Genomic DNA, 25,294 nt, shown 5'->3' on the forward strand with positions numbered 1-25,294 from the left:
ATGCCGCCGTGCCGAAGGCCAGTAGGGTCAACGCGGCCTCCCAGCTTCTGGGCGAGGGCCAGGCACCGCCGCGCCGCGTCTCGGTGCTCGGCAGCCGGTGGATCAGGGTCGGCCGCGCTTCCAGGAAACCGCAGACCGCGCGCCGGGCGAAAGCCACCGCCTCCGGCAGCCGCTCCGGCACCAGCCGGGGCAGCTCCGCCCGGGGCCAGACCCCGCCAAGGCCGCGCACCACCACCTCCCGGTCGTGCACCCAGTACAGGTGCACGAACCGGTTGGCCAGCGGCGGGCTCAGCTCCCACCCGTCCGCCGCCGACGCGCGCGGATTGGCGGCGGCCACGATCCGCACCGCCGACGGCAGTTCAAGCGCACCGACCCTCCGCTCCAGGACGACCCGGAGCAGTGCGGCCTGGACGGCCGGGGTGGCGGTGGAGAGTTCGTCCAGGAAGAGCAGCCCCCGCCCGGCCCGCACGAGCTCCACCGCCCACTGCGGCGGCGCCATCGGCACCCCCTGCACCGCAGGATCGTCGCCCACGATGGGCAGCCCGGAGAAGTCGGACGGCTCGTGGACGCTGGCGATCACGGTGGTCAGTGGCAGGTCGAGGGAGGTGGCGAGCTGCGTCAGGGCCGCGGTCTTGCCGATGCCCGGCTCGCCCCAGAGCAGCACGGGCAGGTCGGCCGCGACGGCCAGGGTGAGGGCTTCGAGCTGTTCGTCGGGGCGCGCCTCGGTGGTGGTCGTCCGCAGGAGGGTCAGGAGGTCGTCGGCGACGGCGAGTCGGGTGCCGGTTCCGGATGCGTCGGCGGAAGAGGGTGCGGGTGTGCCGACGGCCGGGACCGGGGTGGGAAGGAGAGTGCTGGAAGTCATGGGCATCACCGGGTGTGGAATAGGGGAACGGGACGGGCCGCCCCGGATGTCGTGGAGGGCGCGGCCAGGAACGCGCGGTGCGGGAAAGGGAGGCGGGGGGCGGGGACCGCAGGTCAGCGGTGCAGCCCGGTGCGGGGCCGGGCCCGGCTGCTGCGCTTGCGGCGCATTTCGTGAGGCGTACGACGGTCGAGCCGAGGACGGTGGCCCGCCTCCGCGTGCCGCGCGCCCGATGCGTTCCCGTCCCCGACCGCACCGGCGGCGGGGTGCTCGGCGACCAGTCCCGAGCGGAAGAGCCCGTGGTCGATGCGACGAGCCGCGGCCGACGCCAGTTCCTCCCGGAGCGGTCCGTCGCGCAGGACCGCACCGGGACCGAGCAGTCCCTCGACCACGGCCAGCGCCCCGGCGACGTCACCGTGGCCGAGCCGCTCCCGGACCGCGGGCAGTGCCTCCGGGCTGCGGTGCACCGCGTCGATCGCCCGCAGGCACGGCAGCGCCGGCCCGCCGAGCGCCACCAGCAGTTCCTCCCGGCGCAGTTGGGCCGGGTCGTGGTCGATCGCCGTCAGCACCCCGTCCCGGAGCGCGATCCGGTGGACCTCGCCCCCGCACTCCACCCGGTGCGGATCGCCGGGTTCGGGGGCGGGGCCGGCCACCGGCGCCGAGCTGGACCCCGCCACCGCGCCGGGCGCCGTCAGTGCTGCGGCGACGAGCGGATGCAGCCGCTCGGCCGCGACCAGCCCGGCCCGCAGCAGCTCCAGATCCGGAAGGACCCGGGCGGCCGCCTCCGGCAGCACCGGAAGAGCCGCGATCTCGTGCGGCGGCGGAACCTCCCGCAGCAGCCGGAAGGTCGGGGCATGGCTGTCGTCGGGGGCGACGAGTTCGAGCACGGCGCGGCTCCGCGCACCGAGCCGCACGGTGAAGGCCCCGCGAGGGCGCCCCTCGGCCCGCAACAGCAACTCCGCCTCGGCGGCCCAACTCGTCACCGCCCAGCCGGAATCGGGGACGGTGAGACGATGGAACCGATCGGCCCGATCCGGCAGGTCCGGCCGGTTCGGCAGGACTGGCAGGCCGGGTGCGTGGGGCCCCTCGGGCGAAGTCAGCGAGCTGCGCCGCTGCCCCACCCAAGCCGACGCCACGGACGGTACCCCGCCCGTGGCGCACCGTCGCGCCAGTTCGCCGGTCCGTCCGGAGTCCCAGAGATGCCGGTGCAGGTCGAGCCGGAAGCGCCGGGCGGGATGCGGGTGCGGATGCGGATGGTGCCCGGGGGCACCGTTCCCGGACCCCTCCCACAGCGCCAGGGACATCCGCTGCCCGGCGTCCGCCCAGGCGGGCGGTGTCCGCACCACCAGCTGCAGCGGCGTGGCGCCGGAACTCGGGTAGAGGGCCAGGGAGATGGTGAGGCCGGGCCGGAGCCGCCCGTCGGGGGCGATCCGGGGCATGTGCCAACGGAGCAGATCGGGTGCCAGGAGACGCAGATCTGTCCGGAGCTGGGTGACGAGATCGGAGCCGTGGCGGTTGCGCACGGCGCGCAGATCGAGATCGACGTCGATCCGGGCGGCGGCGCAGGCCCCCGCCCAGTCACCGACTGCACGCCGCGCGGTCGCGGTCTCGATCATGGACGGTGGCACGGCGTACTCACGCACGCGCTGCCACATCGACAAGTGGGCCGGAATCCCGTTCGCGAAGTGATGTGCCATCAGCACTCACCTTGCGCGAACGATTCCCCCAATCCGTGAGAGAAGAGGTTCTTCATCGTCAGCATCGTAACCACACCGATGATGATCTGTCAGTCCCCTTGGACCGCCATCGACCTTCCTTCGACGCACGCCGCAACCCCGGAGCCGCGCGGCGAGCACTCCTGCAGCTTCGGCTGCCCTCTTGTGTTCGATTCATTCGACTCCTAATGTCGTCGTCGCTCCCACGGATGTGCCCTGATCTGCGGCGTTGTGTGCGCAAGCGCTTCGACGACCGTGTGTCGACCGGGTCCGCCGAGACCCCGCACGTCCCGCCGACCACCCCGCACGTCCCCGCCGTTCCCTCCCCGATGGTGCCTTGAAGGCTGGAGATGTCATGCAAATGTCACGTCGTGGCGTTCTGATCCTCGGCGCCGCCGGCGCCGCCGGCGCGGCCGTCGCCGGCGGCCTGCCCGCGGGCTCGGCACGGGCCGCCGAGACGGCCGACGCAGCGGACGCCTCCACGCGCACCGAGCGCCTGTACCTGTCCGGAGAGGACGCCGACCACCCGGTCGACTGGGACTTCCTGTGCACCAGCGGGCGGCGCAGCGGCAGTTGGGGCAGCATCCCGGTTCCGTCGAACTGGGAGTTCCAGGGCTACGGCACCTACAACTACGGGTGGAATCTGGTCCCGGAGGAAAAAGGCCACTACCGGCACACCTTCACGCCGCCCGCCCACTGGCGTGACAGGCGCGTCTTCCTCGTGTTCGAAGGGGCGATGACCGACACCGAGGCGTGGATCAACGGCGAGTCGGCCGGGCCCGTCCACCGCGGCGGCTTCTACCGGTTCCGTCACGAGGTGACCGGGAAACTGCGTCCGGGGCAGGACAACCTCCTGGAGGTGACCGTCAGCAAGGAATCCACCGACGACTCCGTCAACCGGGCCGAACGCCTGGGCGACTACTGGAACTTCGGCGGCATCTACCGCCCCGTCCATCTCGAGGCCTTCCCGCTTCAGCACATCGAGCGCATCGCCGTCGACGCCCGTGCCGACGGCACGCTGCGGATCGACGCCCATCTGTCGGGTACCGGTACCGCCGACCGTCTCGTCGCCCAGGTCACCGACCTCTCCGGGCGCCCGGTCGGCGCCCCGTTCACCGCGGCCGTCGCGCCCGGCGACACGACGGTGACACTCAGAACCGCTGTCGACTCCCCCCGGCTCTGGACGGCTGAGACCCCGCACCTCTACCGCGTCGAGGTCGCGCTCCGCGGCGACGACCGCACCGTCCACCGCGTCGACGAGAGGTTCGGCTTCCGCACCGTCGAGGTGCGCCCCGGCGACGGCGTGTACGTCAACGGCGTCAAGATCCTCCTCAAAGGAGCCAACCGGCACACCATCTGGCCCACGTCCGGCCGGGCGACCAGCGCGCGCATCAGCCGCAAGGACATCCTCCTGATGCAGGAGATGAACATGAACGCGGTCCGGATGTCCCACTACCCGCCGGACACGCACTTCCTCGACCTCGCCGACGAACTCGGGCTGTACGTGCTCGACGAACTGGCCGGCTGGCAGAAGTCCTACGACGAGACGGCAGGCAGGCCCCTCGTCGCCGAGATGGTCACCCGTGATGTCAACCACCCGTCGATCCTGTTCTGGGACAACGGCAACGAAGGCGGCTGGAACACCGCCCTCGACGGCGACTACGCCCGCCACGACCCCCAGCAGCGCACCGTTCTCCACCCCTGGGCGAACTTCGGCGGCATCAACACCGACCACTACGAGACGTACGACAGCACGCGCCGCATCCTCCAGGAACGGGGCGACGTCTTCATGCCCACCGAGTTCCTCCACGGCCTCTACGACGGTGGCGCCGGCGCGGGGCTCGACGACTACTGGAAGCTGATGGGCCGTGAACGGCTCTCCGCAGGCGGCTTCCTGTGGGCACTGCTCGACGAAGGCATCGTGCGCGACGACCTCGGCGGCGCCATCGACGTGGCGGGCAACGCCGCACCCGACGGCATCCTCGGCCCCTTCCGCGAGAAGGAGGCCAGCTTCTACACGATCAAGGACATCTGGTCTCCCGTACAACTCGCCGAGCCCGAGCGGTTCAGCTCCGGCCTCCCGGACGACTTCGACGGGCGGATCGGCCTCACCAACCACTACGCCTTCACCAACACCCGGACCTGCCGGTTCACGTGGCGGCTCCTGGCCTTCCGCACCCCGTCGCAGCGGCGGGACGGCCACACCGTGCGCGCCCAGGGCACCGCCTCCGCTCCGGACATCGAGCCCGGCGCGCAAGGAGTGCTGCGCCTGCCCCTGCCGTCCGGCTGGCGACACGCCGACGCCTTGGCGCTCACCGTCACCGATGCCGACGGCCGCGAGATCCACAGCTGGACATGGACCATCACGTCCGCCGCCGACCAGGCCCTACGGCTGGTACGGACGGGCCCGGGACCAGCCGTACGCGGCTCCCTCGAGGACAACACGCTCACCCTCACGTCCCGCCACACCACGGTCACGCTGGACGCCACGACGGGCCTGCTGGCCGGCGTCACCCACCGGGGGAGGGACTTCGCGCTGTCCCGCGGCCCGCTGCCCACCACCGGAACGGCCGACCTCACCCGCCTGATGCACGGGCCCGACGGCAACGGCTACACGGTCGAGGCCGAGTACTCCGGCGTCCTGCGCCACGTCCGGTGGCGTCTGCACCCCAGCGGCTGGCTGCAGTTGGACTACCGCTACCACCTCACCGGCGAGTACGACTTCTTCGGCGTCGGCTTCGACCATCCCGAAGCGCAGGTCACCGGCGTGACATGGCTCGGCCACGGACCCCACAGGGTGTGGAAGAACCGGCTGCGCGGCGTCGCGACGGACGTCTGGACGAAGCAGTACAACGACACCGCGACCGGTGCCGACGGCTGGGTGTACCCGGAGTTCAAGGGCTACCACGCGGGCGTCCGCTGGGCGTCCCTGCACACCACCGCCGGACGTCTCACCGTGGTCGGCGAGGACGAGAACCTCTACTTGCGCCTCTTCACCCCCCGGTTCGGACCCGACCCCCGCCACACCGCGCCGCCCTTCCCGCAGGGCGATCTCTCCTTCCTCGACGCCATCCCGGCGATCGGCACCAAGTTCGACCCACCGGCCGCGCTCGGCCCGAGCGGCCGCCCCACCACGGCGACGGGCGACTACGGTCGAACCCTGTACTTCTCGTTCTCCGAGTAGCGCGTCCACCCACTCGCCGACGCCGCACCATGCGGCCGGGCCCCTGCCGACGTGCGGTTCCAACAGGCGCTCGACCTCACCTTCCCGAGGCGTGCGCCTGCCGCCACGACCGTGACGGCCAGTGCCGATGCGGTGGGAGACGGTGACCTTGCCGTCGGCAGGGGCAGCCTTCCTCCACAGGGAGGTGACCCAGCACTGCGCCGCGAGGGATCCTGCCCAGGGTGGCGACGAGACCGGCGAGACGTCAGCTCGAGGCAGTGCCGGCGGTCAGCCGCATCGGTAGCCCCCAGAGGGGGAACAGCCGGTCGGTGTCCATGTGATTGGTCATAGTGCTGATCCGGCCGTTGGTGATCTCCAAGAGCGTGATCCCCCAGGGCGTCCAGCCGTTGCCGTCCTCGGCCGGCCGGTACTGGGCGAACGCGGGCGTGCCGTTCGCCTCCACGGGGATCATCCGCGACCCCCGGCAGCCGCAGCCGGCGCCGAGCCACCAGTCCCCCAGCTCCACCACTCCCCGCACCCACATCTGATACGGCGGCATGTTGAGAACGGCGTCCTCGTGCAGCAGCCGCTGCAACCCCTCGATGTCGAGCGTCTCGAAAGCCCTGACATACCTGGCCAGCAGGGCCTGCTGGGTCTCGTCCAACGGATTGAAGACGTCGGTGTCCGGCACGCCGCCGCCAGCAGCAAGCGTGGCCCGCGCACGCTGCAAAGCGCTGTTGACCGAGGCGACCGACGTCTCCAGCAGCTCGGCGGTCTCGGCCGCCGACCAGGCCAGCACTTCACGCAGAATCAGCACAGCGCGCTGGCGCGCCGGGAGCTTTTGCAGCGCCGAGACGAAGGCCAGCCGGATCGTCTCCCGTCCCTCCGCGACCTCAGCCGGATCCCCCGAGAGCACCCGAGCATCGGGAATCGGCCCCACCCAGACGTTCTCCTCCAGCTGAGCCGGGTCTGGTGAGGTGGCCGAGATGGGCGAGGACAGGTCCATCGGCCGGGCCCGGCGCTGAGCGGCCGGGGCCATGTCCAGGCAGATGTTGGTCGCTATGCGGTACAACCAGGTACGCAGCGTGGAGCGGCCCTCGAAGCCGTCGAACTTTGACCAGGCCCGTACCAGCGTCTCTTGTACGGCGTCCTCTGCCTCGAAAGCCGAACCAAGCATCCGGTAGCAGTAAGCCGTCAACTCACGGCGGAACGGTTCGAGCTGTTCGGCGACGCCGCCACGACCCTGGACAACAGACACGCCGTCACCCTAGCCCCCGACGCCGACCGAGACCATCAGGAGGCCATGTGCGACCGGGCGACGGGCGCCCGCCGACGGCGAAGACGGTGCCCGTCCAGGCTCAGGCTGTGAGCCTGGGCCTCGGTCTACCTCGGCGCCCACGGTCCACTGCGTCCCGAGGAGCTGGCCGGCCTCCGCCGCCGCGAGAGTTACCGGCACATTGCCGCTCGGTCGGTGAACGGTTCTGAATTGGTCAATACCTTTCCATCTCCCCTTGGCCGGGGCCGGGATGCGCTTGTTCACTGCGCCCTATGACACGCACGAGATCCACGGCACCCCTGAGATCCCTGATACGCCCGGGCAGGACGGCCACCGTGCTGACCGGCGCGCTTGCCGCTCTGAGCCTGTCCCTGGGCACAGCCTCCGCGGACACGGTGCCGGCGGAGTTCGGGACCGACTATCACGACCCCGTGACCGCCGCCCCGGCCGTCTCCACGCCGCACACCCATTCGTGTTCGGTCACAGTCGCCGAGGCGCAGTTCAAGGACTTCACCCCCTACACCGGCACCTACACCCCGCCCACGGGCTGCGGAACCCCTGGCCGCTGGTCCAAGGTTGTCCTGCGTATGGACGGAAGCGTGAAGGGGCGGCAGTTCGACCGGCTCGGGTATGTGGACATCGGCGGCGTTCAGGTTTTCCGTACGTCGACGCCCGAGCCGTCGCAGGACGGGATCAACTGGTCCGTCGAGAAGGACGTGACCGAGTACGAGAAGACGCTGAGCAGCGCGCAGCCCGTCGACATGCTCATAGGCAACGTGGTCAACGACACCTACACCGGCGTTCTCGACGTCAAGGTGACGCTCACGTTCTACGCCCCCGGGGGCGGCCACACCTCCTCCGCTCCCGACCAGGTCATCCCCCTCAGCGACGGCGACAGCGTGACGACCGGCGCCTCGCTGACCACTCCGCGCAACTCCGAGCGGATCCTCGCCGAGGTGTACGCCACCGGGTCGGGCGGCGGTTGTGAGGAGTTCTGGTACTCGGCGGTCACGCCTTCCGCGTCGTACTCCTGCCAGGGCGGGGACAAGGGTCCGTACCGCGAGGTGCAGGTGAGCATCGACGGGAGGGTCGCCGGAATCGCCTCGCCGTATCCGAATGTGTGGACCGGGGGCTGGTCGCCGTATCTGTGGTCGGTGATTCCCTCCCCGAACACCTTTGACGTACGACCGCTGGAGTTCGACCTGACCCCGTTCGCGGGGCTGCTCAACGACGGCAGGCCGCACACGGTCGACGTGTCGGTGGTCGGACTGCCGGCCGGGCAGACGGGGTGGAGCGCGCCGACGAACATCCTGGTGTGGCAGGACGCGCACAAGTCGGTGGTGACGGGTGCCGTGACGTCGTACAAGCAAGCGGATCCGGCGGTGAGCAACACCTACACTGACGGCTCGCTGCGGCACCTGGTGACCGAAGGCGAGGACCGGTTGACGGTCTCCGGCTACCTCGACACCTCCCACGGCCGGGTGACGACGACGGTCGAGCGGACCGTCACGACCGCGATCGACCACCAGTGGACGCCGGACGAGAACACCGACGACCAGACCGGCACGTGGACCGACCACCAGGCCGTGATTACCAACGGGCATGCGTCCCGTACGAACCGCACCTACACACTCGACGGCCGCTCCACCATCGACAGCGCCGACCGCCTCCGCGTGATCATGTCCGTCGGCGACCACGCGCTCCTCGACGCCACCCGCATCGACGACACCTACCAGGGGGACGCCACCTTCACCCTCGGCGTCCCCCGCGAGGACCGGCACGCGGTGGCCACAACAAGCGAGCGCTACCTGCTCCGGGCACCCGGCACGTGCTACGACCACACGCTCGCGACGGAGCAAGGGGTGCTGACGAAGGACGTACGAGGCTGCTGACCCCGGGCCCACCCCTTGACGTGCAGCCCCTTCGTCTCCGCCGCGAAGCCACGCATCACGGCCTCGCGGCGGAGTTCCATCGGCGGGGTTACATGGCCGGTCTCCTCTGCGCAGCCACCCGTACAAATCGCCGGGGCCCCAACGCGAACTGTCGTGGGAACCCTCTTCGGCAAAGCCGGCAGCCCCGTGAAGCCGGTGCCCGGCCTCACCTACCGGTTCCACGTCCGCGCCCACGACGACGCCGGCCAGACCGGCTCCTGGAGCAAGGCGGCGACCACCGCGGCATCCCGGTCGACGACGTGCGGCGGAACTGCACTACACGGGCACCTGGAAGTCGATAGCGGCATCTTCCGCCTGGTCCGGCACCGAACGCACCTCCGCCACCAAGGGCGCGTACGTGTCCTTCTCAGCGGATGGCACCCAACTGCGCATAGTCGCAACCCGGAAGTCGTCGGGCGGGCGCTTCGCGGTCTTGGACGGAAAAACGGTCGGTACGGTGAACACTTACGCCGCGACGACTGCCTACCGGCACGTGGTGTTCACCTACACGCTCGGCACCACGATCACGACCCACAAGGTGCAGGTGCGGGTCCTACCGGCAGCACACCCGGACGATCCACCGTCATCCTCGACGCCCTCATGGTCACCCGCTGAGCCGGCCTGCCCGGCCGTGAGGCTGCCACGGCACCGGCAGCCTCACGGCCGATGCGGTCGTTCCTCCGCCGTCACCGAAGGGGCAGTGCCGATCTGAAGATCAGAGGCTGGCCGACGCCACCGGAGAGCCAGCATCAACAAACAAACCCCAGGTCGCTGACCTGGGGTTTTTCTCTGGAGCGGGTGACGAGAATCGAACTCGCGCTCTCAGCTTGGGAAGCTCAGGGCATTTAGGGCCTGTTCTGGCGCTGACCTGAAGCGGAGCAGCGTCGGGGCCCGGTGGGCGGTCGACTGGTTCCCCGGTGTTCCCCGTGGTTCCCCTTACAACCTGGCACGCTTCTGGCACGAGCGCTTCGTCCTGAACTACCGGCGGTCGGTCGTGGGTTCGACGTCGTGGCTCGGACGGTTCCGCTGTGAGGCATGGGCGAGGATCATTCGAACCATGGGCGACGTGCGAGACGGTGTCATCGGTGTGTGGCGGGTGGGCTGGTCCGGTCGGCTTATGGGCTACGTGCTGGCTGTCGGCCCAGCGGGCGGGGCGCTGTCCGCGTGGCTGGGCGTGCTCTCCCACCCGGGCATGCAGTCCGTGGGCTCCGCAGGGATCGCCAGTGCCGTCGCTCTGGGGTTCGGCCTCTTCGCCTGGTGGGTTCTCCTTCGCGTACGGCTGGAACTCACGACGGACCTGATCGTCATGGTGAATCCCTGGGGCACTCAACGTCTGCCGTGGTCGTGTGTCAGCGCGGTGAGCCTCGGCAATTGGGGTGCGCAGTTCCACTCGACGGACGGGTTCACATACTCGGCGTACGCCCTGAGTGGTCTGGCAGGTGGAACTCGGCAGGATGAGCGGTTCGCTGATGTGCGGCGGATCGTTGATGCCCAACTCCACAGTGCGCACCCGCTTTAGGAGCCGATCCCTCCTCGGCCCTGCCGGAGAGCCACCCGGCCACACTGGCCATGCCAGGTCGTCGAGGAGTGCTGGCGTCCGGCGCCGTTGATGTCACTTATGGATGTCAGAGCGGCCCAACTGCGCGCGCTCGCTGGCACGATGGTCCCGTGGTTGACCTGGAGCGCATCGCGGCAGAGATCACGGCGTACTACCGAGCACTCGACGAGAGCGCCACCCTGCGGCACCACTTCCGCCACGCTGACGAAGAAGGCGGCCTCTGGTACATCGAGGCCGTACCCGACCGCAGCGAGTTGATCGTCATCAAGCAGGCCGAGCTGACCGCGGCCGGCCAGCTTCACCGGTACAGCTGGGAGCACCTGGAGGACGAGCACGGCGGCCTGACAGACCAAGCGATCGATCCTGAACAGGATCCGCTGGAGGCCATCCCGGCCGAAGAGTTCCAGCGCGTGTGGACTCGGTGAGCGGGCTGGACAACCACTTTAGGAGAGAGGGTGGGGCGTCGGGCCGGTGACCTGCTGCTTCGGCGGGCGAGATGGCGGGCACAGACGCGCCCGCCAGCCACCCTTGTTGACCGCTGCTGACCCCTGTATCTGGCACGGTTATGGCACGGCGACCTCTTCGTCCCCAAGCTGCCGAGACATCAGTCCGGCAGGCAGGAGCGGAATCGGTGGAGCAGTTCAAGTGCGGCAGGGCTCTCTGCGTCGAAGGTCTGGCCTTGTTGTTCGACAGGAAGACCCGGGCCCCAGATACGGGCACCGTGACAGCGGAAGCAGAAGGCGATCTCGAAGAGCTGATCGGTGGAGCTGTGCGCCCGGATTCCCCAGCCCGGGAGGAAGCAGCGGTACAGCTCACTTCCTGGTAGGTCGGCGATCAGGGACAGGGCCTGTTGGGCTTGGTCTCCCTGCCAGATCGCGGCAGTGTCGCCGGCCAGGTCTTCCGAACGGAGGTGCCTGACGGGGTCGGTGATGCGGACGACCTCGATGAGCTCGGTCTTCCCATGGGTGAGCGGTAGCAGCATGCCCCCAGACTCTCCGATCGTGACTTCGCTGACCAGGGACGGCCGCGGCGGGTACGGCGATGGCGGCGCCAGCGTTGGATGTCAGCGGAACAGCCCGGGCATCGGGCAGGCCTCCAACGGCTCCTCCGGCCGGTCGGCCCAGCGCCACCAGACATGCCGACCGGTACACCTCCACAGCGCCCGGCAGGTCCGCCGGCCATCGCCCTCCCGTCTTACGAGGACGAAGCCGCCGAACTTCACGGGCTGGCTGCACTCGGGACAGGCCGGGGCCTCGGTCATGTAGCGCACCCTAACGGAGCGACGGCTTCGTCCCGAAGCAACTTGGGCGGGTCCTTGACCTCGGGCTGTCGCACCCCTCACCTGCTGTGATGGTCCGCAGGCGTCCGCGCTTGTCCGTCGCTGTACGTCGGCGTTGTCACGCAGTTGGACACTCAAGCGACACGGGGATGCTTGACCGCAGGCGTGACGGACTTGGCGAAGCTGTCCCAGCGCAACTGGTACATCGCCTCCGTGGAAACGGCCCGCGCAGGGAACCGGATGGCGTCGCGGCGCATCGAAGGAGTGTGACGACTGTGAGATTGGGCGGCGCTATCCTGGCGACCGCCTGCTTGCTTGCGCTGAGCGGCTGCGGCGGTGCGGCCAACGGGCAGCCCGGAGAGAGCGGTTCACCCAAGGCCTCAACGGCCGTCACCGCGGTCACGCCACAGAGGATCACCCAGCCCATCACCGAATCCGCGGACGGTCGCGTGCTTCATACGCGAGGGTATGCAGGAGGCTGCGAGCGAGCCGTACACCTGTCGGCTGCGGAGAAAGACGGGGAAGTCACTCTTAAGTTGCTGGGAATCACCCGGTCAGCCCCTCCATGCCCCCAGGACGCCAGGTGGGTGCCGGTCCAGGTCACCCTCCCGGAACCCGTGGGCCACCACACCCTGATCGACGGCACATCCGGGAAGCAGCTTCACATTCAAGGCATCTGGCGCGCAGGACTACGTTCAGGCTGAGCCGTGACATGACCTTCGCCACAACCGGGCCTTCGCCCCGTTATCTTCTTCGCGGTCCTGCAAGAGGGCCGCTGGCCCGAGACCCGAGGGCGGCGGAACGGCTTTGGCCGCTCGTCGCGGAGGTCTTGCGTCCAGCATTCGCACCAGTAGCCGCGTACGGGGCCCTTCACGATGCCGCTCCTTGGGGGTAGGCCACGAGTACGTAGCGGGTGGTGTCGTCGTACAGGGTGAGCTGGTAGGCCGTTCCGGCGGCCAGGTAGGCGAGGGCTCGTTCTTGCTCTGGTTCGTCGCTGAGCCAGTGGATGCCTGGCCTGGCGTATGCGGTGTCGAGCTGGTCCGTGATGTGGGTCGTGCGCTCCCGGAGCCAGCGCACTGCCAGGCGGGGGCTCGCGACGCGGTGTGATCCCAGTGCGATGGATCGGAACTCGTGCAGGGGGTAGGCGGCAGCCCGGCATTGGTATGAGGCGTGCTGTCCGCCTGCGGTCGGGTCTTCAGCCCTGGTCGACGTCAGCACGGGCGTCCTCCTGGCCGGGACTGCGTGAAGAGTGACTGCGGACGAGTGACGCGAAAGCGGCAGGGTGGTGCTGGTTCGTCATCGCGCTCGCCGCCTCCCTCGGCGCGAACGTCGCGACGGCCGGACTAGTCGACATGCACCAGGTGCCGGCCTGGCTGCGCATCCTCGTCGCGGGCTGGCCCGCGGTCGCCTTCCTCGGCGGAACGCTCCTCGCTCACTCGGCGCCGACGACTACCACCGCCGACACCGAGGAGATCGAGGACCAGGAGGACGCACCCGCGCCGGAGGACGCGCCCGAGCCGACACCCGTGCCGCCCGCCCAACCGGCCACCGTGGAGCCACCGCCCGAGCGTCCCGCCATCCCCGTCCCGGCCGCCCTCGTCGAACACGCCCGCAAGGTCGCCGACCAACACCGCACCCGTGCCGGAAGTCCCATCGACACCCCCACCCTGCGCGCCCGGCTCGGCGCGCGGGGCTGTCACAACGGAGGTTCCGCGACCACGCGCGCGTGTCCTTCGCCAAGGTCGCCGAGTACCAGAAGCGCGGCGCCGTCCACTTCCATGCCGTCGACAGCGGCCAACGGTCCCGAGCCCCACACGACGTACGTCCTCGCGCACTGGGTCTTCGCCGGAACCGGCCTGTCCGACACCGAAGCCTGGCTTGCCGCATCCCTCGAACCCGCCCCCGGAACGGAAGGAGAACCGACCAAGTGACCGATCGCTACCTGTCCGTCGACCAGGTCGCCGAACTGCTCGGCACGAGCGCCCGCTTCCCCCGGCGGCTCATCGAGGAGCGGCGCATCCGGTACGTCAAGGTCGGCCGACATGTACGTATCCCCGAGAGCGCGGTCGACGAGTTCATCACGTCCCACACCGTGGAGCCGCGCAGGGGGCCCCGTGCTCGCTACGGGAGGGCAGCCTGATGGCCAACAACAAGGGCAGGCGGCGCCGTTTCGGCGCGATCAGACGGCTACCGTCCGGCCCCTATCAGGCGCGCTACCGGGGCCTGACGGCGTGATGCGCCCCGCTCCCCTCACCTTCGAGACCGTTGCGGACGCGGACGACTGGCTTGCTGAAAAGCAGACCGAGATTCGCCGTGGTGAGTGGCGCGACCCCGAAGCCGGGGCTGTGAGCTTTCGGGCCTACGCCGACAAGTGGGTGGAGGAACGGGAACTTGCACCGCTGACTCGGGATCTCTACCGGTACCTCCTCGACAAGCATCTCTCCGCCTTCGCCGACTCGGACCTGGATGAGATCACCGCGCCCCGCGTTCGTGAGTGGCGGGCTGATCGGCTGCGGACCACGGGCGCCAAGACGATGACGGCCAAGGCGTACCGGCTCCTCAAGGCGATCATGGAAACGGCCGTTGATGACGAACTGATCCGTGCGCAACCCGTGCCGGATCAAGGGTGCCGGTAAGGAGAAGGCGGCGGAGCGGCGCATCGCTACTGTGGCCCAGGCCGATGCCCTCGCCGGAGCGGCCGGGATGCGGTGGCGGCTGATGGTCTACCTCGGCGCCTACGGTCCGCTGCGCCCCGAGGAGCTGGCCGGCCTGCGTCGTCGGGACGTCGACCTCGACACCCTGCGCATTCGCGTGCGCCTCGCCGAGCCGGAGCGGATGAACGGGCGGCGGGTCCAGGGCGACACCAAGTCGGAGGCCGGCACCCGGACCGTGATCCTCCCCGAGTTCCTCCGTCGTGAGCCGCGCTGGCACCTGGAGTCCTTCGCGGAGCCGGGGCCCGACGGCCTGGTCTTCGTCGGTGAGAAAGGCGCTCCCTTCCGGCGGAGTACCTTCGGCCGGAGGTGGCCCAAGGCGCGGGAGATCGTCGGCATGCCCGAGGGCTTCCGGTTCTACGATCTTCGTCACACCGGGCACACCCTGTCGACGCGATCCGGGCCACGCTCAAGGACACGATGGTCCGCGCGGGGCAGTCCTCGGAGAAGGCGGCGCTGATCTATCAGCACTCCGACGAGGAGCGCCAGGAGGAGGTCGCCGCGGGCCTCGACGCCACCGTCAGGAAGGCTCGGGCCGCCGCAGCTCAGAAGCCATCCGACAAGCCTTCTGGCACGAATCTGGCACGCGGCGGATGATCACCGAGGACAGCAAAAAGGCCCGGGTCTCTGACCTGGGCCTTCGTCGTGGAGCGGGTGACGAGAATCGAACTCGCGCTCTCAGCTTGGGAAGCTGATGTTCTACCATTAAACTACACCCGCGTAAGTCCCGACCGGAGATCGGTCCGGAACGCTGCTCACTGTACCTCATCCCGGACCCCCGGTGCTCGCGCCCTGGGGTCCGGTGTCGTTTCCGGGTGTGGATCCGGCTGCGGGCGGCCGGAGTTGGGGCGTACGGTGGTGGGGGAGCGGAGGGGGTGTGCGCGGCCGGAGTGCCGCCTGGAGGGCCGTCCCTTTCATCCCGTAATGTGGCTTTCGTCGTCCGTCACGGCAGTGAGACGAAGCCTCTTGGGGAAGGGACTCTGAGGACTTGATGGAGCGCACCGTCGTCCGTTGTGCCGAAGGGCACGTGTTCAGCACCGCTTCGTTCCCGATGCAGCAGGCCGGGCGCCTCGGCCCCGGCCGGCTCGTCCGGTGTCCCCGCTGCGCCCGGCTCCGCAGTGCGGTGCCGGTGACCTTGCAGAAGCAGTAGCGGCAGGAGCGGAGAGGCCGTAGCGGCCAGCGGTTCGGCGCGTGGAGCCGTCGCGATTGTGGCGGCTCCGCGCGCCTTGCGTATTCTCGGGGCGTGCTTCTCTCAGACAAGGACATCCGGACCGAGATCGACAAGGGCCGGGTCGTGATCGACCCGTTCGATCCGACCATGGTGCAGCCCTCGAGCATCGACGTGCGGCTCGACCGCTACTTCCGGGTGTTCGAGAACCACAGGTACCCCCACATCGACCCCTCCATCGAGCAGGTCGACCTCACGCGGCTGGTCGAGCCCGAGGGCGACGAGCCGTTCATCCTGCATCCCGGGGAGTTCGTGCTGGCCTCGACCTACGAGGTCATCACCCTCCCCGACGATCTTGCTTCGCGGCTCGAGGGCAAGAGCTCCCTCGGACGGCTCGGGCTCGTCACCCACTCCACCGCGGGGTTCATCGACCCCGGCTTCTCCGGGCACGTCACGCTGGAGCTGTCCAACCTCGCCACCCTTCCGATCAAGCTCTGGCCGGGCATGAAGATCGGGCAGCTGTGCATGTTCCGGCTGAGCTCGCCGGCCGAGTTCCCCTACGGCAGCGAGCGGTACGGTTCGCGCTACCAGGGCCAGCGCGGCCCCACGCCGTCCCGTTCCTTCCTGAACTTCCACCGGACGCAGGTGTGAGCGAGACATGACGAGCGACGCACGAGAGAACCTGACCTACGAGGACTTCGGACGCGCCGTCCGGGAACTCGCCCAGACCATCGCCGACGACGGCTACGAGCCCGACATCGTGCTCAGCATCGCGCGCGGCGGGGTGTTCGTGGCCGGCGGTCTCGCGTACGCCCTGGACTGCAAGAACATCCATCTGGTCAACGTCGAGTTCTACACCGGTGTGGGCACCACCCTCGACATGCCCGTGATGCTCGCCCCCGTTCCCAACGCGATCGACTTCACCGACAAGAAGGTGCTGATCGCCGACGACGTGGCCGACACCGGCAAGACGCTGAAACTCGTGCACGACTTCTGTGTGGAGACCGTCGCCGAGGTCCGCTCCGCGGTGATCTACGAGAAGTCCCAGTCGCTGGTGAAGTGCGAGTACGTGTGGAAGCGGACCGACGACTGGATCAACTTCCCGTGGAGTGTTCTGCCTCCGGTACGTAAGTCGGGAGAGCCGATCACGCCCTCGAAGGAAGCCCTGTAGATCGAGGCTGGGGCCGGCGCCCCGGGTGACGACCGCCCAGGTGTCGGTGCCTACCGACCGCCCCTGCGCCTTGGCCGATCGTCCCCGAGGTTCGGCCTCGACCGCTGTGGTTCGTGCTTGTCGGTGTCAGCCGCCGCACAGGATCTTGAGCAGGGCCGTCTCGTCCGGCACGGAGCCTCAGGGCTCCCTCATCGACCAGGTCGGCGCGTGTTCCTCCTGGCCGTGATGCTCCTCGCGGAAGTCAATGCTCATGTGGTTCCCCTTCACGGATTGCCTCGGTTGGGGCACTAGTCAGCTTGATGTTCACCCATGTGGGTGGCACGCCATGTTGCGCCATTCGGGTGACAGTGCCGGCGGGTGCGGGGTCGGTGACGCGACCCGTCGGACAGGCCCCATAAGAGACCACCCCGGCCGGATGGGTGGTCTCTTCGTTGTTCCGGCCGGAGCGGCGTCCGCAACCATCGTCTCGGCCGTGGGCCGCTCTGTGCGGTGATCGGCTCATGGCCCCGGCCCCATTCCACCAGTGGGCGCGCGTCGGTGCAGCGCGGGCGGAGCGGGCCGGAGGCAGGAGCGTCGCCCGTAGCGGAGCCGGGAAGCGCGCCCGGCGAGCGGCGCGCAGCCGGGGCTTGAACCATCCCGCTGGGCGGGGAAATCGTGAGTCCGAGCCGACTCGGGGGCTCTCGGTCGTGCCCAGGGCCAGGCGTTCGTCCGGACTCGCCGTCCCTGTCCGGGGCGGCCTTGCCGCGTGCCGAGGCTCCGGTGCCCAGGACTCGGCGCCGGAGCCTTCGTGGAAGCCGTCGAAGCCGCGCGACTAGAACGTCCCCAGCTTGATGATCGACAGGATCGCGATCAGCTGGATCGCCGACGCGCCCAGGGCCTTCGGCCACGGCAGGTCGTGGGACTTGGAGACCATCAGGGTCAGCAGCGCGCCGGCCGCGACCCAGGTCGCCCAGCCCAGGAGCTGGACGAAGGAGGCGTTGCCGCCGAAGAACATCGCGACGACCAGGCGCGGCGCGTCCGTGATGGACATGATCAGCATGGACAGGCCGACCGTGGGCTGCCAGGCGCCGTCGCCGCCGAGCTGGCGGGCCAGGGTGTGGGTGACCACGCCCAGGACGAAGGAGCTGATCACGATCGCCACTGCGGTCGTCAGGACGATCGGGATGGCGTTGGAGAGCGTGGCGTTGATCGCGTCCTGACGGGCGCCGTCGAAGCCGAAGACCGCGAGCAGGCCGTACAGGAACGTCACGATCAGGGCCGGGCCCCACATCGTGTAGTCCCGCATCTGGAGGAACGTCTGGGTCGGGGACAGCACGATGCCCCGCAGCAGCTCCTTCCAGTGCAGGCGCGGGCCGGCCGGCGGTGCCGAGGCCTGGCCCGCGCGATAGGTCTCGCCCTCGCTGTAGGGGTCCTCGCCGACGGTGAAGGCCTGGGTGTGGCCCGGGTTGTTGGCCGCGTACGGGTCCGCGGTGTGCGGGTGGCCCTGACCGTCGTCGCCGAAGTACTCCGGCTCGCCCTGGGCCTGCGGTGACTGCCACTGCGGGCGGCCGCCGTAGGGCCCGGCCCCGCCGTACTGCTGCTGAGGCGCGGCGGGGTAGCCGTACGAGGGGGCCTGCGGCGCCTGCCGGCCGTACGGCGGTTGCTGCGGTCGCGCTTGAGGAGCGCGGGCCTCCCGGCCGCGCCCGATCCTGAATCCAGCCACGTCTTCGAACGTACCTGTTCCCGGAGGGTGACGTGCCGGGTCCGGGGCCGACGGCCCGCTTTGCTGCCGAGCTGTGACATCCCCTAAGGGACCGTCAGGCGCCGAATCAGGGACGTCTCAGTGTGCTGTCGGTGTTTGCGGTGCGCCCCGGACTTGTGCGACCCCGCAACAGCCGAGGGGCCGGGGTCGCCTTCCGCGATCCCGGCCCCTCGGCCGTTGCGCCGTTCGGCGGCGTACGGCCGCCCTGCCTACTTCACCGGTTCCGGCTCCGGCGTGCTCTCCGCGTCCGCCTGGCCGGCCGGCGGCTCGTCCACCGGCGTCCTGACGGAGTCGAGGAGCAGCTGGGCGACGTCCACGACCTGGATGGACTCCTTCGCCTTGCCGTCGTTCTTCTTGCCGTTGACCGAGTCGGTCAGCATGACGAGGCAGAACGGGCAGGCGGTGGAGACGATGTCCGGGTTGAGGGACAGGGCCTCGTCGACGCGCTCGTTGTTGATGCGCTTGCCGATCCGCTCCTCCATCCACATACGGGCGCCGCCGGCGCCGCAGCAGAAGCCGCGCTCCTTGTGGCGGTGCATCTCCTCGTTGCGCAGGCCCGGGACCTTGCCGATGATCTCGCGCGGGGGCGTGTAGATCTTGTTGTGGCGGCCCAGGTAGCACGGGTCGTGGTAGGTGATGATGCCCTCGACCGGGGTGACCGGGACCAGCTTGCCCTCGTCGACGAGGTGCTGGAGCAGCTGGGTGTGGTGGATGACCTCGTAGTCGCCGCCGAGCTGCGGGTACTCGTTGCCGATCGTGTTCAGGCAGTGCGGGCAGGTCGCGACGATCTTCTTCGCCGACTTCGGCTTCTTGGTCGACTCGTCCTCGTCGTCCTCGCCGAACGCCATGTTCAGGGCCGCCACGTTCTCCATGCCGAGCTCCTGGAACAGGGGCTCGTTGCCGAGGCGGCGGGCGGAGTCACCGGTGCACTTCTCGTCGCCGCCCATGATCGCGAACTTCACGCCCGCGATGTGCAGCAGCTCGGCGAAGGCCTTGGTGGTCTTCTTCGCGCGGTCCTCCAGGGCGCCCGCGCAGCCGACCCAGTACAGGTACTCGACCTCGGTGAGGTCCTCGATGTCCCGGCCGACGACCGGCACCTCGAAGTCGACCTCCTTGGTCCACTCCAGGCGCTGCTTCTTGGCCAGGCCCCAGGGGTTGCCCTTCTTCTCCAGGTTCTTGAGCATCGTGCCCGCCTCGGACGGGAACGCGGACTCGATCATCACCTGGTAGCGGCGCATGTCGACGATGTGGTCGACGTGCTCGATGTCCACCGGGCACTGCTCGACGCAGGCGCCGCAGGTGGTGCAGGACCACAGCACGTCCGGGTCGATGACGCCGTTCTCCTCGGCGGTGCCGATCAGCGGGCGCTCGGCCTCGGCCAACGCTGCCGCGGGTACCGAGGCGAGCTGCTCCTCGGACGCCTTCTCCTCGCCCTCCATGGTCTTGCCGCCGCCGGCCAGCAGGTACGGCGCCTTGGCGTGCGCGTGGTCCCGGAGGGACATGATCAGCAGCTTCGGGGAGAGCGGCTTGCCCGTGTTCCAGGCGGGGCACTGGGACTGGCAGCGGCCGCACTCGGTGCAGGTGGAGAAGTCCAGCAGGCCCTTCCAGGAGAACTGCTCGACCTGGGAGACGCCGAAGACGTCGTCGTCGCCGGGGTCGGTGAAGTCGATCGGCTTGCCGCCGCTCGTCATCGGCTGGAGAGCGCCCAGGGCCGTACCGCCGTCGCTCTCCCGCTTGAACCAGATGTTCGGGAAGGCGAGGAAGCGGTGCCAGGCGACACCCATGTCCGTCTTCAGCGAGACCGTGATCATCCAGATGAAGGACGTCGCGATCTTGATCATGGCCACCAGGTAGACCAGGTTCTGCAGGGTGCCGACGCTCAGGCCGTGGAAGGCGGCGACGAGCGGGTACGAGGCGAAGTACCCGGCCTCGTAGTGGTCGACGCCGGCCAGGGCGCCCTCCAGGCCGCGCAGTGTCATGATCGCCAGGCCGATGATCAGGATCACGGCCTCGACGAAGTACGCCTGGCCGAAGTTGGAGCCCGCGAACCGGGACTTGCGTCCGGGCCGGGTGGGCAGCGACAGCTGGCGGATGACGATCAGGGTGAGGATGCCGAGCGCCGTCATGGTGCCGACCACCTCGACGAACAGCTCGTACGGCAGCCAGTGCCCGATGACCGGCAGCGCCCAGTCGGCCTGGAACAGCTGCCCGAAGGCGTTGACCAGGGTCAGGACCAGGGTGAAGAAGCCCACCGCCACGAACCAGTGCGCGACGCCGACGATGCCCCAGCGGTTCATGCGGGTGTGGCCGAGGAATTCCTTGACCACGGTGACGGTGCGCTGCTTGGGGTCGTTGGTGCGGGTGCCGGCGGGCACGTCCTGTCCGAGCCGCACGAAGCGGTAGATCTGGCCGATGGCTCGGGCGAACAGCGCCACGCCGACCACGGCCAGGACCAGCGACACGATGATCGCGGCGAGTTGCATTTGGGGGCTCCTCGGGCCTGCGAGGGATTTCCTCCGTGTACTTCCTGTGTACTCCGAAGGCGGTGATTACTAAGCGGTAACTTATGCAGTCCGTCTGAGACTACCCACTTATGCCGCCGCACTGTAGTGGCGCAAGCGGTGATCTGCGTCGCTGTGGGTTTCCGCCGCCGTCGGGACCCGCACCCGGGCGGCCCTCGCCCGGGACCGCGGACTGGTCCCGGACTGGTCCGTTCCGGGGACGGTGCGCGGCCCGGTGTGCGGTGCCGCCCGCTTGGTACACGTCGGTGTGCGCCCAGCTGCGCCGCCCGCCGCGCACCCTCTCCTTTGCCGTGGCGGTCCGCGCGGCAGGTCTCGTCATGAACTGTACTGCCGCCCCTCGTCCCCAAAGACAGCCTCACCTGCGGTGATTCCCCGATTGCCGAACACTGCCGGATGAAAGTTGAGTCCATCGGACTCAGCTCTGTTGACGCCGCGCCGACCCTCGTGCATCCTTGAGCCTGTTCCACTCAAGTCAGCTGGAGGATTCACCATGGCACGTGCGGTCGGCATCGACCTGGGCACGACTAACTCCGTCGTCAGCGTTCTGGAGGGCGGCGAGCCCACCGTCATCACCAACGCCGAGGGTGCCAGGACCACGCCGTCCGTCGTCGCCTTCGCCAAGAACGGTGAGGTGCTCGTCGGCGAGGTCGCCAAGCGCCAGGCGGTCACCAACGTGGACCGGACCATCCGTTCCGTGAAGCGCCACATGGGCACCGACTGGAAGATCCAGCTGGACGGGAAGGACTTCAACCCGCAGCAGATCTCCGCCTTCATCCTGCAGAAGCTGAAGCGTGACGCGGAGGCGTACCTGGGTGAGAAGGTGACCGACGCGGTCATCACCGTCCCGGCGTACTTCAACGACTCCGAGCGCCAGGCCACCAAGGAGGCCGGCGAGATCGCCGGTCTGAACGTGCTCCGCATCGTCAACGAGCCGACCGCCGCCGCCCTGGCCTACGGCCTCGACAAGGACGACCAGACGATCCTCGTCTTCGACCTCGGTGGCGGCACCTTCGATGTGTCCCTCCTGGAGATCGGCGACGGCGTCGTCGAGGTGAAGGCCACCAACGGTGACAACCACCTCGGTGGTGACGACTGGGACCAGCGCGTCGTCGACTACCTGGTCAAGCAGTTCCAGTCCGGTCACGGCGTGGACCTGTCCAAGGACAAGATGGCCCTCCAGCGCCTCCGTGAGGCCGCCGAGAAGGCCAAGATCGAGCTGTCCTCCTCGACCGAGACCTCGATCAACCTGCCCTACATCACCGCGTCCGCCGAGGGCCCGCTGCACCTGGACGAGAAGCTCACCCGGGCTCAGTTCCAGCAGCTGACGGCCGACCTGCTGGAGCGGTGCAAGACGCCGTTCCACAACGTCATCAAGGACGCCGGCATCTCCATCAACGAGATCGACCACGTCGTGCTCGTCGGTGGCTCCACCCGTATGCCGGCCGTCGCCGAGCTCGTCAAGGAGCTGACCGGCGGCAAGGAGGCCAACAAGGGTGTGAACCCGGACGAGGTAGTCGCCATCGGCGCCTCGCTCCAGGCCGGTGTCCTCAAGGGTGAGGTCAAGGACGTCCTGCTCCTCGACGTCACCCCGCTGTCCCTCGGCATCGAGACCAAGGGCGGCATCATGACCAAGCTGATCGAGCGCAACACCACGATCCCGACCAAGCGGTCCGAGATCTTCACCACGGCCGAGGACAACCAGCCGTCCGTGCAGATCCAGGTCTACCAGGGCGAGCGCGAGATCGCGGCGTACAACAAGAAGCTCGGCATGTTCGAGCTGACCGGTCTGCCGCCGGCGCCGCGTGGCGTCCCGCAGATCGAGGTCTCCTTCGACATCGACGCCAACGGCATCATGCACGTCACGGCGAAGGACCTCGGCACCGGCAAGGAGCAGAAGATGACCGTCACCGGCGGCTCCTCGCTCCCGAAGGAAGAGGTCGACCGCATGCGCGAGGAGGCCGAGCGCTACGCGGAGGAGGACCACAAGCGCCGCGAGGCCGCCGAGACCCGCAACCAGGGCGAGCAGCTCGTCTACCAGACCGAGAAGTTCCTCAAGGACAACGAGGACAAGGTCCCGGGCGAGATCAAGACCGAGGTCGAGTCCGCCGTCGCCGAGCTGAAGGAGAAGCTCAAGGGCGAGGACACGGCCGAGATCCGCTCCGCCACCGAGAAGGTCGCGGCTGTCTCGCAGAAGCTCGGCCAGGCCATGTACGCCGACGCCCAGGCCGCGCAGGCCGCCGCCGGCGGTGCCTCGGCCGGTGCCGGTGAGGCCAAGGCCGACGACGACGTGGTGGACGCCGAGATCGTCGACGACGAGCGGAAGGACGGTGCCGCGTGACGGAGGAGACCCCGGGCTTCGAGGAGAAGCCCGACGTCCCCTCCGGCGCCACCCCTGATGACGCCGAGCCGCAGGCCGCCTCCCCCTCCTCGGAGGAGGCGGCGGCCCCGGCGGGGGACGCAAGCGACGACAACGCCGGTCTGGTGGCCCAGCTGGACCAGGTGCGCAAGGCGCTCGGCGAGCGCACGGCGGACCTCCAGCGCCTCCAGGCCGAGTACCAGAACTACCGCCGCCGCGTCGAGCGCGACCGGATCGCGGTCAAGGAGATCGCCATCGCGAACCTCCTGACCGAGCTCCTGCCCGTGCTCGACGACATCGGCCGCGCGCGGGAACACGGCGAACTGGTGGGCGGTTTCAAGTCCGTCGCCGAGTCGCTGGAGACCGTCGCGGCGAAGATGGGTCTGCAGCAGTTCGGCAAGGAGGGCGAGCCCTTCGACCCGACCATCCACGAGGCCCTGATGCACAGCTACGCGCCGGACGTCACCGAGACGACGTGCGTGGCGATTCTGCAGCCCGGGTATCGCTTCGGCGAGCGCACCATCCGCCCCGCGCGGGTGGCCGTCGCCGAGCCGCAGCCGGGGGCGCAGACGGTCAAGGCCGAGGAGACCGGCGAGGCGGGCGACGACAAGGAGAACGGTGGCCCGGACGAGGGCTGACGTACACCACGAACGCGTAGGGAAGGAGGGACGTCGGGGATGAGCACCAAGGACTTCATCGAGAAGGACTACTACAAGGTCCTCGGCGTCCCCAAGGACGCCACCGAGGCCGAGATCAAGAAGGCGTACCGGAAGCTCGCCCGCGAGTTCCACCCGGACGCCAACAAGGGCAACGCCAAGGCGGAGGAACGTTTCAAGGAGATCTCCGAGGCGAACGACGTCCTCGGCGACCCCAAGAAGCGCAAGGAGTACGACGAGGCCCGCGCCCTGTTCGGCAACGGCGGCTTCCGTCCCGGCCCCGGGGCGGGCGGCTCGTTCAACTTCGACCTGGGCGACCTCTTCGGCGGCCAGGGCGGCGCCGGGGGCGGCTTCGGCGGTGGTCTCGGTGACGTCTTCGGGGGCCTGTTCAACCGTGGCGGCGGCGCGGGCACGCGTACGCAGCCCAGGCGCGGCCAGGACATCGAGTCCGAGGTCACGCTGAGCTTCATGGAGGCGGTGGACGGGGCGACCGTGCCGCTGCGCATGTCCTCGCAGTCACCGTGCAAGGCCTGTTCGGGCACCGGCGACAAGAACGGCACGCCACGCGTGTGCCCGACCTGTGTCGGCACCGGACAGGTGGCGCGCGGCTCGGGCGGCGGCTTCTCGCTGACCGACCCGTGCCCGGACTGCAAGGGCCGCGGGCTGATCGCGGAGCACCCGTGCGAGGTCTGCAAGGGCAGCGGCCGGGCCAAGTCGTCCCGGACGATGCAGGTGCGCATCCCGGCGGGCGTGTCCGACGGGCAGCGCATCCGGCTGCGCGGCAAGGGCGCGCCCGGCGAGCGGGGCGGCCCGGCCGGTGACCTGTACGTGGTCGTGCACGTCAATCCGCACCCCGTCTTCGGTCGCAAGGGCGACAACCTGACGGTCACCGTCCCGGTGACGTTCGCGGAGGCGGCGCTCGGCGCCGACGTCCGGGTGCCCACCCTCGGCGGGCCCCCGGTGACGCTGAAGCTGCCCCCCGGCACGCCGAACGGGCGTACGATGCGCGCCCGTGGAAAGGGCGCGGTCCGTAAGGACGGCACCCGCGGGGACCTGCTGGTCACCGTCGAGGTGAGTGTCCCGAAGGACGTGTCGGGGAAGGCTCGTGACGCGCTGGAGGCGTATCGCGAGGCAACCGCGGGCGAGGACCCGCGGGCGGAGCTGTTCCAGGCCGCGAAGGGAGCATGA

General features: G+C 69.3%; 17 protein-coding genes, 1 tRNA gene and 2 pseudogenes. 12 read left to right on the forward strand and 8 right to left on the reverse strand.

All coding sequences use genetic code 11. The features are described from left to right. Both C3488_RS03690 and C3488_RS03695 read right to left on the reverse strand, forming a co-directional pair. Window positions 1-862, reverse strand: an 862-nt coding sequence (locus C3488_RS03690) for a MoxR family ATPase (protein WP_103837836.1), incomplete at its 3' end; no start/stop codon positions are given. Window positions 863-975: 113 nt separating this feature from the next. Continuing rightward, entirely contained in the window at window positions 976-2,556 is a 1,581-nt protein-coding gene (locus C3488_RS03695) for a hypothetical protein (protein WP_103837837.1), read from the reverse strand. Between the two features lie 373 nt (window positions 2,557-2,929). Here C3488_RS03695 and C3488_RS03700 point away from each other — a divergent pair, with 373 nt between their 5' ends. Then, complete coding sequence (locus C3488_RS03700; protein ID WP_258053275.1) at window positions 2,930-5,758, forward strand: glycoside hydrolase family 2 TIM barrel-domain containing protein; 2,829 nt, start codon at window positions 2,930-2,932, stop codon at window positions 5,756-5,758. Between the two features lie 244 nt (window positions 5,759-6,002). On the opposite strand, the gene C3488_RS03705 is transcribed toward C3488_RS03700, so the two are convergent. Beyond that, complete coding sequence (locus C3488_RS03705; RefSeq protein WP_103837839.1) at window positions 6,003-6,995, reverse strand: sigma-70 family RNA polymerase sigma factor; 993 nt, start codon at window positions 6,993-6,995, stop codon at window positions 6,003-6,005. 290 nt (window positions 6,996-7,285) lie between these two features. Between C3488_RS03705 and C3488_RS03710 the strand changes: the two genes are divergently transcribed. The 3 genes from C3488_RS03710 to C3488_RS03730 all read left to right on the forward strand — a co-directional run bounded on the left by C3488_RS03710 (window position 7,286) and on the right by C3488_RS03730 (window position 10,927). Next, window positions 7,286-8,905: a peptide-N4-asparagine amidase gene (locus tag C3488_RS03710; protein ID WP_258053276.1), complete on the forward strand. Its 1,620-nt coding sequence runs from the start codon at window positions 7,286-7,288 to the stop codon at window positions 8,903-8,905. Between the two features lie 1,096 nt (window positions 8,906-10,001). Further along, window positions 10,002-10,463, forward strand: coding sequence for a PH domain-containing protein (locus tag C3488_RS03725; RefSeq protein ID WP_258053277.1), 462 nt, complete (start codon window positions 10,002-10,004; stop codon window positions 10,461-10,463). Window positions 10,464-10,612: 149 nt separating this feature from the next. Beyond that, window positions 10,613-10,927, forward strand: a complete 315-nt coding sequence (locus C3488_RS03730; RefSeq protein ID WP_103837842.1) for a hypothetical protein — start codon at window positions 10,613-10,615, stop codon at window positions 10,925-10,927. Between the two features lie 179 nt (window positions 10,928-11,106). Here C3488_RS03730 and C3488_RS03735 read toward each other — a convergent pair whose 3' ends face one another. Both C3488_RS03735 and C3488_RS42330 read right to left on the reverse strand, forming a co-directional pair. Then, window positions 11,107-11,484, reverse strand: coding sequence for a hypothetical protein (locus C3488_RS03735; RefSeq protein ID WP_258053278.1), 378 nt, complete (start codon window positions 11,482-11,484; stop codon window positions 11,107-11,109). A 1,167-nt stretch (window positions 11,485-12,651) separates the two neighbouring features. Then, window positions 12,652-12,858, reverse strand: coding sequence for a hypothetical protein (locus C3488_RS42330; protein WP_308460654.1), 207 nt, complete (start codon window positions 12,856-12,858; stop codon window positions 12,652-12,654). Between the two features lie 176 nt (window positions 12,859-13,034). On the opposite strand from C3488_RS42330, the pseudogene C3488_RS03750 reads away from it, so the two are divergent. The 3 genes and pseudogenes from C3488_RS03750 to C3488_RS40380 form a co-directional block, all read left to right on the forward strand. After that, window positions 13,035-13,466: pseudogene (locus C3488_RS03750) on the forward strand (DUF2637 domain-containing protein); the annotation flags it as partial. A gap of 242 nt (window positions 13,467-13,708) precedes the next feature. Continuing rightward, window positions 13,709-13,921 (forward strand): excisionase family DNA-binding protein, encoded by a 213-nt coding sequence (locus C3488_RS03760; RefSeq protein ID WP_103837961.1) that lies wholly within the window; start codon window positions 13,709-13,711, stop codon window positions 13,919-13,921. Further along, a pseudogene (locus C3488_RS40380) lies at window positions 13,921-15,089 on the forward strand (tyrosine-type recombinase/integrase). The gene C3488_RS03760 and the pseudogene C3488_RS40380 overlap by 1 nt, the downstream one beginning before the upstream one ends. Before the next feature lie 49 nt (window positions 15,090-15,138). On the opposite strand, the gene C3488_RS03770 reads toward C3488_RS40380, so the two are convergent. Further along, window positions 15,139-15,212, reverse strand: a tRNA-Gly gene (locus C3488_RS03770). A 523-nt stretch (window positions 15,213-15,735) separates the two neighbouring features. On the opposite strand from C3488_RS03770, the gene dcd reads away from it, so the two are divergent. Both dcd and C3488_RS03780 read left to right on the forward strand, forming a co-directional pair. Beyond that, window positions 15,736-16,311 (forward strand): dCTP deaminase, encoded by a 576-nt coding sequence (gene dcd, locus C3488_RS03775; protein WP_103837844.1) that lies wholly within the window; start codon window positions 15,736-15,738, stop codon window positions 16,309-16,311. Between the two features lie 7 nt (window positions 16,312-16,318). Further along, window positions 16,319-16,831 (forward strand): phosphoribosyltransferase, encoded by a 513-nt coding sequence (locus C3488_RS03780; RefSeq protein ID WP_103837845.1) that lies wholly within the window; start codon window positions 16,319-16,321, stop codon window positions 16,829-16,831. An 811-nt stretch (window positions 16,832-17,642) separates the two neighbouring features. Here the strand turns inward: C3488_RS03780 and C3488_RS03785 are convergent. Beyond that, on the reverse strand, window positions 17,643-18,533 hold the full coding sequence (locus tag C3488_RS03785) for a Yip1 family protein (RefSeq protein WP_103837846.1): 891 nt from the start codon (window positions 18,531-18,533) through the stop codon (window positions 17,643-17,645). 248 nt (window positions 18,534-18,781) lie between these two features. Further along, window positions 18,782-21,055 carry a (Fe-S)-binding protein gene (locus tag C3488_RS03790; RefSeq protein ID WP_103837847.1) on the reverse strand — a complete coding sequence of 758 codons (2,274 nt, stop codon included), beginning with the start codon at window positions 21,053-21,055 and terminating at the stop codon, window positions 18,782-18,784. Between the two features lie 529 nt (window positions 21,056-21,584). Between C3488_RS03790 and dnaK the strand changes: the two genes are divergently transcribed. The 3 genes from dnaK to dnaJ are packed head-to-tail and all read left to right on the forward strand — an operon-like array spanning window position 21,585 to window position 25,294. Continuing rightward, a complete protein-coding gene (gene dnaK, locus C3488_RS03795) occupies window positions 21,585-23,432 on the forward strand; it encodes a molecular chaperone DnaK (protein ID WP_103837848.1) in 1,848 nt (615 codons plus the stop codon). Then, window positions 23,429-24,088 carry a nucleotide exchange factor GrpE gene (gene grpE / locus C3488_RS03800; RefSeq protein ID WP_103837849.1) on the forward strand — a complete coding sequence of 220 codons (660 nt, stop codon included), beginning with the start codon at window positions 23,429-23,431 and terminating at the stop codon, window positions 24,086-24,088. Before dnaK ends, grpE begins: the two co-directional genes overlap by 4 nt. Window positions 24,089-24,127: 39 nt before the next feature. Beyond that, window positions 24,128-25,294 (forward strand): molecular chaperone DnaJ, encoded by a 1,167-nt coding sequence (gene dnaJ, locus C3488_RS03805; protein WP_103837850.1) that lies wholly within the window; start codon window positions 24,128-24,130, stop codon window positions 25,292-25,294.

It is taken from the genome of Streptomyces sp. Ru72 (genome assembly GCF_002920635.1).
Classification (GTDB): Bacteria; Actinomycetota; Actinomycetes; order Streptomycetales; family Streptomycetaceae; genus Streptomyces.